We start from the raw sequence: 6,512 nt of genomic DNA on the forward strand, positions 1-6,512 counted from the left end.
CCGGCGCCGCCCGTCGGCCCGGCCCTGGGTCAGCACGGCGTCAACATCATGGAGTTCGTCAAGGCGTACAACGCCGCGACGGAGAACCAGCGTGGCAACGTCATCCCGGTCGAGATCACGGTCTACGAGGACCGCTCGTTCACGTTCGTCACCAAGACGCCCCCGGCCGCCGAGCTGATCAAGAAGGCAGCCGGTGTGCAGAAGGGCTCGGGCGAGCCCCACAAGACCAAGGTCGCCAAGCTCTCCCGGGACCAGGTCCTCGAGATCGCCCGGATGAAGATGGAGGACCTCAACGCCAACGACGAGGAGATGGCCGCGCGCATCATCGCCGGCACCGCTCGCTCGATGGGTGTCGAGACCGAGCTCTGACTCGGACCAGACCTCAGCGAAACTCTCGGTAGCGCCCGCCCTCGCGGGAGGGCGGGCGACCCGGGAACCGAGCCCAGCGGCATACGACATGCTGTTTGGGCAGTGGGAGGGCCGGCGCTGGCCCCGCACCACGACTCCACCGCACCAACCAAGGAGCACCAATGAAGCGCAGCAAGAACTACCGCGCAGCTGCCGAGCTGATCACGCCCGGCAAGCTCTACGCACCCCTCGAGGCCGTCCGCGTCGCCAAGCAGACGGCCAAGGCGAAGTACGACGAGACGGTCGAGGTCGCCTTCCGCCTCGGGGTCGACCCGCGCAAGGCCGACCAGGCCGTCCGCGGCACCGTCAACCTGCCGCACGGCACGGGCAAGACGGCGCGCGTCCTCGTCTTCGCCAACGGTGACAAGGCCGAGGCCGCACGTGAGGCCGGCGCCGACTACGTCGGCTCTGACGACATGATCGAGAAGGTCACCGGCGGCTGGCTCGACTTCGACGCCGTCGTCGCGACGCCCGATCTCATGGGCAAGGTCGGCCGCCTCGGCAAGGTCCTCGGTCCGCGCGGGCTCATGCCGAACCCGAAGACCGGAACCGTGACGATGGACGTCGCCAAGGCCGTCACCGACATCAAGGGCGGCAAGATCGAGTTCCGCGTCGACAAGCACGCGAACCTCCACTTCATCATCGGCAAGGCGTCCTTCGACGAGAAGTCGCTCGTCGAGAACTACGCCGCCGCCCTCGACGAGATCCTCCGTCTCAAGCCGGCGAGCTCGAAGGGCCGCTACATCGAGAAGGCCACCATCAGCACGACGATGGGTCCCGGCATCCCGCTCGACTACAGCAAGACGCGCAACCTGCTCGTCGAGGAGGACGCTCAGGCCTGAGCCTGGCGACCGTCCCGGAGCGTTCCGAGAGAGCCCGTCACCCCCCGTTGGTGGCGGGCTCTCCCCATTGCTGCCGTATGCCGCTGAGCTCGCTTCACCGAGCATCGTGCGTCCCGTTCGGGCGGGCTCTCGAAGGTCGCTGGGTCAGGCGTTGACGCGGAGGTCGGCCTCGATCGCCTCGGCCGTCTCGCGCAGCACGGGCAGCAGCTCGGTGAGCACGTCCTGCGGTGTCCCCCGCCTGGCGTCGGTCGAGGTGTTCATGGCGGCAAGCGTCTGGCCCGATGGCGCGTGGATCGGCACGGCGAGGGAGCGCAGGCCGATCTCGAGCTCCTGGTCGACGAGGGCATGGCCCTCCGCGCGGACCTGCGCGAGAACCGCCGCAAGGTCGGCCCGGGTGGAGACGGTCTGGGGGGTGGCCTGGACGAGCTCGACCCGGGCGAGGTAGTCGTCGAGCCAGTCCTGGGACGCATGCGCGAGCAGGACCCGGCCCATCGACGTCGCGTAGGCCGGCAGGCGCGTTCCGACGGTGATCGCGACCCGCATGATCCGCTTGGCCTCGACCCGCGCGATGTAGACGATGTCGTCGCCGTCGAGGACGGAGATCGACGTCGACTCGTGGACCCGGGCGGTGTAGCTCTCCATGTGCGGCCGCGCCACCTCGGGAAGGGTCTGCCCGGACAGGTAGGCGTAGCCGAGCTCGAGGACGCGGGGCCGCAGCGAGAAGAGGCGGCCGTCGCTCCGGACGTAGCCGAGCTGCTCGAGCGTGTGCAGGAAGCGCCGCGCGGCGGCACGGGTCAGGCCGGTCTTGCGGGCGACGTCGGACAGGGTCAGTGCCGGGTCGTTCGCGTCGAAGGCCTTGATCACCGCGAGGCCGCGCTCCAGGGACTGGACGAAGTCGGCCGAACGCGGGGGCGGCGTGTGTGCCGGGCCGTCCGCCTCGCGTGGGGTGGGCGGGCTGTCCACGTCGACGGCTCCGGGTTCCCGGCTCACGACTCGGTGCCGGAGACCGTGGCGGCAGCGGGTCGGTGCCCGCGCTTGGCCTGCTGGATGAGCTCGTACACCTGCGAGCGGAGCTCGGCGAACCGCGGTGCCGAGCGGGTCGTCAGCTGGTCCCGGTCGTCGGGAAGGTCGATGGCGACATCGGCCATGACGACCGTCGGCGAGCTGGACAGCACGATGACGCGCTGGCCGAGGTAGACCGACTCGTCGATGTCGTGAGTGACGAACAGGACCGTGACCCCGAGCCGCCGCCAGAGCGATCGAACGAGGTCCTCGAGGTCGGCCCGCGTCTGGGCGTCGACGGCCGCGAACGGCTCGTCCATGAGCAGGATGTGCGGCTCGTAGGCGACCGCGCGGGCGATGGCCACCCGCTGCTGCATGCCACCGGAGAGCTGCCACGGGTGCGCGGCCGGGACGTCGGAGAGCCCCACCGCCTCGAGGGCCGCCTCGACGAGTCGCCTCCGCTCGGCGGCGGGCACCTTCTTCTCCTTCAGTGGCAGCTCGACGTTCTGCCACACCGTCATCCACGGGAAGAGGCTGCGACCGTACTCCTGGAAGACGACGGCCATGCCGGCCGGCGTGCCGCTGACGCGCTCGCCCTCGAGGACGACCTCGCCATCGGTCGGGTCGAGCAGTCCGGCGATGATCTTGAGCAGCGTCGTCTTGCCCGCGCCGGACGGTCCGACGATGCAGGCGAGCTCGCCGGACTCGATGCTGAAGGTGAGGTCCCGGACCGCCTCGACGGTGCGCGACGTGCCCTCGTAGACCTTCTTGACTCCCCGGACGTCGAGGATGGGCGGGCTCGTCATCTCACTCGTCCTGTCAGTCATGTCGTTCCTGTCATCGACCCGTGAGCGTCGCTCGGTCTGGGTGGTCGCCATGTCATTCTCCTCGTTGGGCCGCACGAAGGCCGATGTACCACCGCAGCGCCCGGCCCTCCACGGCGCGGAAGACGAGCGCGAGCAGGACGCCGATGAGGCCGAGCAGGATGATCCCGCTCCACATCTGGGGGATCGCGAAGGTTCGCTGGAACTGGACGATGGTGAAGCCGATGCCGTTGCTCGCGGCGAACATCTCGCTGATCACCATGAGGATGATGCCGATCGACAGGGACTGACGAGCGCCCGCGAAGATCTGCGGGCTGGCGCCGCGCAGGACGAGGTGGCGCAGGCGTCCGAGCCGCGTGAGCCGGTAGACCGTGGAGGTGTCGCGCAGCACCTCGTCGAGACCTCGGACTCCTTCGACCGTGTTGAGCAGGACGGGCCAGATGCACCCGGACACGATGACCAGCACCTTCATCCCGTTGCCGATCCCGGCGAACAGGATGAGGATCGGCACGAGCACCGGCGGCGGGATCGCCCGGAAGAACTCGAGCACCGGCTCGACGAACGCACGGAGGCCCCGGTTGAGACCGATCGCGACGCCGAGGCCGACGCCGAGGACGACGGCGAGCAGGTAGCCGGTGCCGAGCCGGAGCAGGCTCGGGAGGACGTCCTGAGCGAGCCGGTCCGGGAACCACGTCTCCTTCATCGTGCCGAGGATGTCGCGCAGCGGCGGCCAGAAGAAGCTCGTGCTGCTCGAGGTGACGGTCCACCAGGTCACGACGAGGACGATGGGCAGGCCGAGCGCGAGCAGCACCTTCTTGAGCGGGCCCATCAGGCCACCTCCGCCCGGACGGCGGGATGCCAGCGCAGCACGTGGCGCTCTCCCGCACGTGCGATGAGGTTGACGACCACGCCGATGAACCCCGTGACGATGACGAGCGCATACATCGATGCGACAGCGCCCGACGACTGGGCGACGGCGATCTCCTTGCCGAGGCCAGGCGTACCGATGATGAGCTCTCCGGTGATCTCGAGGATGAGGGCCACCGCGGCGCCGAGGCGGAAGCCGGTCATGACGTAGGGCAGGGCCGTCGGCCAGGTCACCGTGCGGATCGTGGTCAGAGGCCGGAACCGGTAGGACTTCGCCGTCTCCCGGGCCACTGGATCGACGTCGCGGACACCGTAGAGCACCTGGAGCAGCACCTGCCAGAAGGTGGCATAGACGACGAGGATGAGGGTCGACTTCATGTCGGTGCCGTAGAGGAGGACGGTCAGCGGGATGAGGGCGACGGAGGGGATGGGCCGGAGGAACTCGATCGTCGAGTTCGTCGCGGCCCGGACGACGGGGATGCTGCCGATGAGCAGCCCCAGCACCACCCCCGCGACCATGGCGATGGCCAGCCCGATGGCCCAGCCGCGCAACGTCGCCAGCAGGGCCGTCCAGAAGGCGGGCGTGCCCAGCTGGTCGCCGAGGGCCGAGGCCATCGAGCTGAACGGCGGGAGGTAGCGCTCGTCGACGAGACCGGTGCGGGGCACCAGTTCGAGGACGACGACGAGCGTGAGCAGGCCGAGCACGCCGAGCACGCCGGCGGGGACTCGACGCCCCCGCCGACGGGCTGCGCTCGCGGCCGGAGCGAGGGAGGTCATGGTCAGGGCAGCAGCTGCGCGATGTCGAGCTTGGAGTCGGTCAGCTTCTCCTGCGCAGCGAGGGTTGCCAGGAGCTCCAGGCTGGTCTTGTTGATCTCGGTGGGGAACTTCGGCAGGACGAGCCGGTTGGCGACGTCCTTGTCGATCTTCGTGTAGTCGGCGAGCACCGCACGAACCGCGTCCGGGTTCGCCGCCGCGTAATCCAGGGACTCGTTCATCGCCTCGGTGAAGCGCTTGACGAGGTCGGGGTTCTGCTGCTTGAGCTGCTCGCTCGTGAAGTACGCGGCGATCTGCGTGTCCGGCGAGGTGTCGACGAGGTTGGAGGCGATGATCCGCGCGCCCTGGTCCTTGGCAATGGTGACGAAGGGCTCGACCACCCACACGGCGTCGACCCGGCCCTCCTGGAGCGCGGCCGGCATGTCGGGGAAGGGCAGTTCGACGAACTTGACGGCGGCGGGGTCGCCGCCGGCCTTGGTGATGGACTGGCGGACCGTGGTGTCGCCGATGTTCTTCAGGGTGTTGATGGCGACCGTCTTCCCGGCGAGGTCCTTGGCCGACTGGATCGGGCTGTCGGCCTTCACCACGACCTCGCTGAAGTCCTTGCCGGCCTCACCGGTGGAGGAGTTGCCCGCGGCAACGATCTTGAGCGGCACGCCCTTGGACCGGGCGATGATGAGCGAGGTCACGTTGCTGAAGCCGAACTGGAACTGACCGCTGACGACCCCGGGCACGATGGCGGCGCCGCCCTGGCCGACCTCCGTCGTCACGTTCATGTTTCGATCCGAGAAGAAGCCCTGCTTGATCCCGAGGTAGAGCGGAGCGACGTCGACGATGGGAATGACGCCGACCTTGACGTCGTCCGGCGCAGCGTTTCCGGTGCCACCAGGCTGGGGGGTCTCACTCGACCCGCACGCGGCCAGGAGGACGGCGGTGAGGGCGGCGGCCGCCGCTGCCTTGAGAGTTGCTCGCATCGGGTCTCCATTGACTGGTGTTCGCAGAACGAACGGATGTTCATTACACGGACACTATCTCCCGTCGAAATACAAACGTCAATGCGCGAACGGTCGATTTCGGGCACGCCTGTGCGCTGTGCGCACCCTTGTACTTGATGCGAACGCCCTGTTACCTTTCGACTGGAGGCGCGCGCAAGAGGAGGAGAGCGTGGGCGAAGAGTTCCCCCCTGGGCGGCAGACCGCTCCGGAGCCGGCGTCGCAGCGAGCGATCAGCGCCGAGATCGCCTCGATTCACGCGTCGGAGGACGGGCGCGCGCTGACGCAGCCCCGTCTCGACTTCGCCCCGTATCGCAGCTCAGTGCTCCGACACCCCACCAAGGACCTGTGCCATGCCGACCCCGAGGCGATCGAGCTCGCCGCGCCCGTGTTCGGCCACCTCGATGTCGACCCGCTCGAGGCCGACCTGACCATCCAACACGGTGGCGAGCCCATCGGTGAGCGCATCCGGATCACCGGGCGCGTCCTCGACGGGGACGGCCGCCCGGTCCGTGGGCAGCTCGTCGAGATCTGGCAGGCCAACGCCGCCGGTCGCTACATCCACAAGCGGGATCAACACCCGGCCCCGATCGACCCCAACTTCACCGGGGTCGGCCGCGCCATCACCGGCGAGGACGGGTCGTACTCGTTCCTCACGATCAAGCCGGGTCCGTATCCCTGGCGCAACCACCGCAACGCCTGGCGGCCCGCCCACGTGCACTTCTCCCTGTTCGGGACCGAGTTCACGCAGCGCATGATCACGCAGCTGTACTTTCCGGGGGACCCGCTCTTCGCCCTCGACC

8 protein-coding genes are annotated in these 6,512 nt (G+C 68.8%); 3 read left to right on the forward strand and 5 right to left on the reverse strand.

Annotated elements, in window-relative coordinates:
• Both rplK and rplA read left to right on the forward strand, forming a co-directional pair.
• On the forward strand, positions 1 to 369 hold a 369-nt coding region (rplK, locus tag ABF401_RS08600; protein ID WP_353509131.1), incomplete at its 5' end, for a 50S ribosomal protein L11.
• A gap of 161 nt (positions 370 to 530) precedes the next feature.
• Entirely contained in the window at positions 531 to 1,250 is a 720-nt protein-coding gene (gene rplA, locus ABF401_RS08605) for a 50S ribosomal protein L1 (RefSeq protein WP_353509132.1), read from the forward strand.
• A 144-nt stretch (positions 1,251 to 1,394) separates the two neighbouring features.
• On the opposite strand, the gene ABF401_RS08610 is transcribed toward rplA, so the two are convergent.
• From ABF401_RS08610 to ABF401_RS08630, 5 genes are all read right to left on the reverse strand, one after another.
• Positions 1,395 to 2,240 carry an IclR family transcriptional regulator domain-containing protein gene (locus ABF401_RS08610; RefSeq protein ID WP_353509133.1) on the reverse strand — a complete coding sequence of 282 codons (846 nt, stop codon included), beginning with the start codon at positions 2,238 to 2,240 and terminating at the stop codon, positions 1,395 to 1,397.
• Positions 2,237 to 3,058: an ABC transporter ATP-binding protein gene (locus ABF401_RS08615; protein WP_353509137.1), complete on the reverse strand. Its 822-nt coding sequence runs from the start codon at positions 3,056 to 3,058 to the stop codon at positions 2,237 to 2,239. Before ABF401_RS08615 ends, ABF401_RS08610 begins: the two co-directional genes overlap by 4 nt.
• Positions 3,059 to 3,131: 73 nt before the next feature.
• The gene (locus tag ABF401_RS08620; RefSeq protein ID WP_353509134.1) at positions 3,132 to 3,905 is read right to left on the reverse strand and encodes an ABC transporter permease; all 774 of its coding nucleotides are present in this window, start codon (positions 3,903 to 3,905) and stop codon (positions 3,132 to 3,134) included.
• On the reverse strand, positions 3,905 to 4,720 hold the full coding sequence (locus ABF401_RS08625; RefSeq protein WP_353509135.1) for an ABC transporter permease: 816 nt from the start codon (positions 4,718 to 4,720) through the stop codon (positions 3,905 to 3,907). Before ABF401_RS08625 ends, ABF401_RS08620 begins: the two co-directional genes overlap by 1 nt.
• 2 nt (positions 4,721 to 4,722) lie before the next feature.
• The gene (locus tag ABF401_RS08630; RefSeq protein WP_353509136.1) at positions 4,723 to 5,691 is read right to left on the reverse strand and encodes an ABC transporter substrate-binding protein; all 969 of its coding nucleotides are present in this window, start codon (positions 5,689 to 5,691) and stop codon (positions 4,723 to 4,725) included.
• A 190-nt stretch (positions 5,692 to 5,881) separates the two neighbouring features.
• On the opposite strand from ABF401_RS08630, the gene ABF401_RS08635 reads away from it, so the two are divergent.
• Positions 5,882 to 6,512: dioxygenase family protein (locus ABF401_RS08635; protein WP_502908206.1), on the forward strand; the 631-nt coding region annotated here is incomplete at its 3' end.

This window comes from Intrasporangium sp., from assembly GCF_040414665.1.
Classification (GTDB): Bacteria; Actinomycetota; Actinomycetes; order Actinomycetales; family Dermatophilaceae; genus Intrasporangium.

Bases quoted from the DNA above. Each gene is read 5' to 3' on its own strand.
- ABF401_RS08625 (WP_353509135.1), bottom strand. From the start codon at position 4,720: ATGACCTCCCTCGCTCCGGCCGCGAGCGCAGCCCGTCGGCGGGGGCGT.
- ABF401_RS08630 (WP_353509136.1), bottom strand. From the start codon at position 5,691: ATGCGAGCAACTCTCAAGGCAGCGGCGGCCGCCGCCCTCACCGCCGTC.
- ABF401_RS08620 (WP_353509134.1), bottom strand. From the start codon at position 3,905: ATGGGCCCGCTCAAGAAGGTGCTGCTCGCGCTCGGCCTGCCCATCGTC.
- ABF401_RS08615 (WP_353509137.1), bottom strand. From the start codon at position 3,058: ATGACGAGCCCGCCCATCCTCGACGTCCGGGGAGTCAAGAAGGTCTAC.
- rplA (WP_353509132.1), top strand. From the start codon at position 531: ATGAAGCGCAGCAAGAACTACCGCGCAGCTGCCGAGCTGATCACGCCC.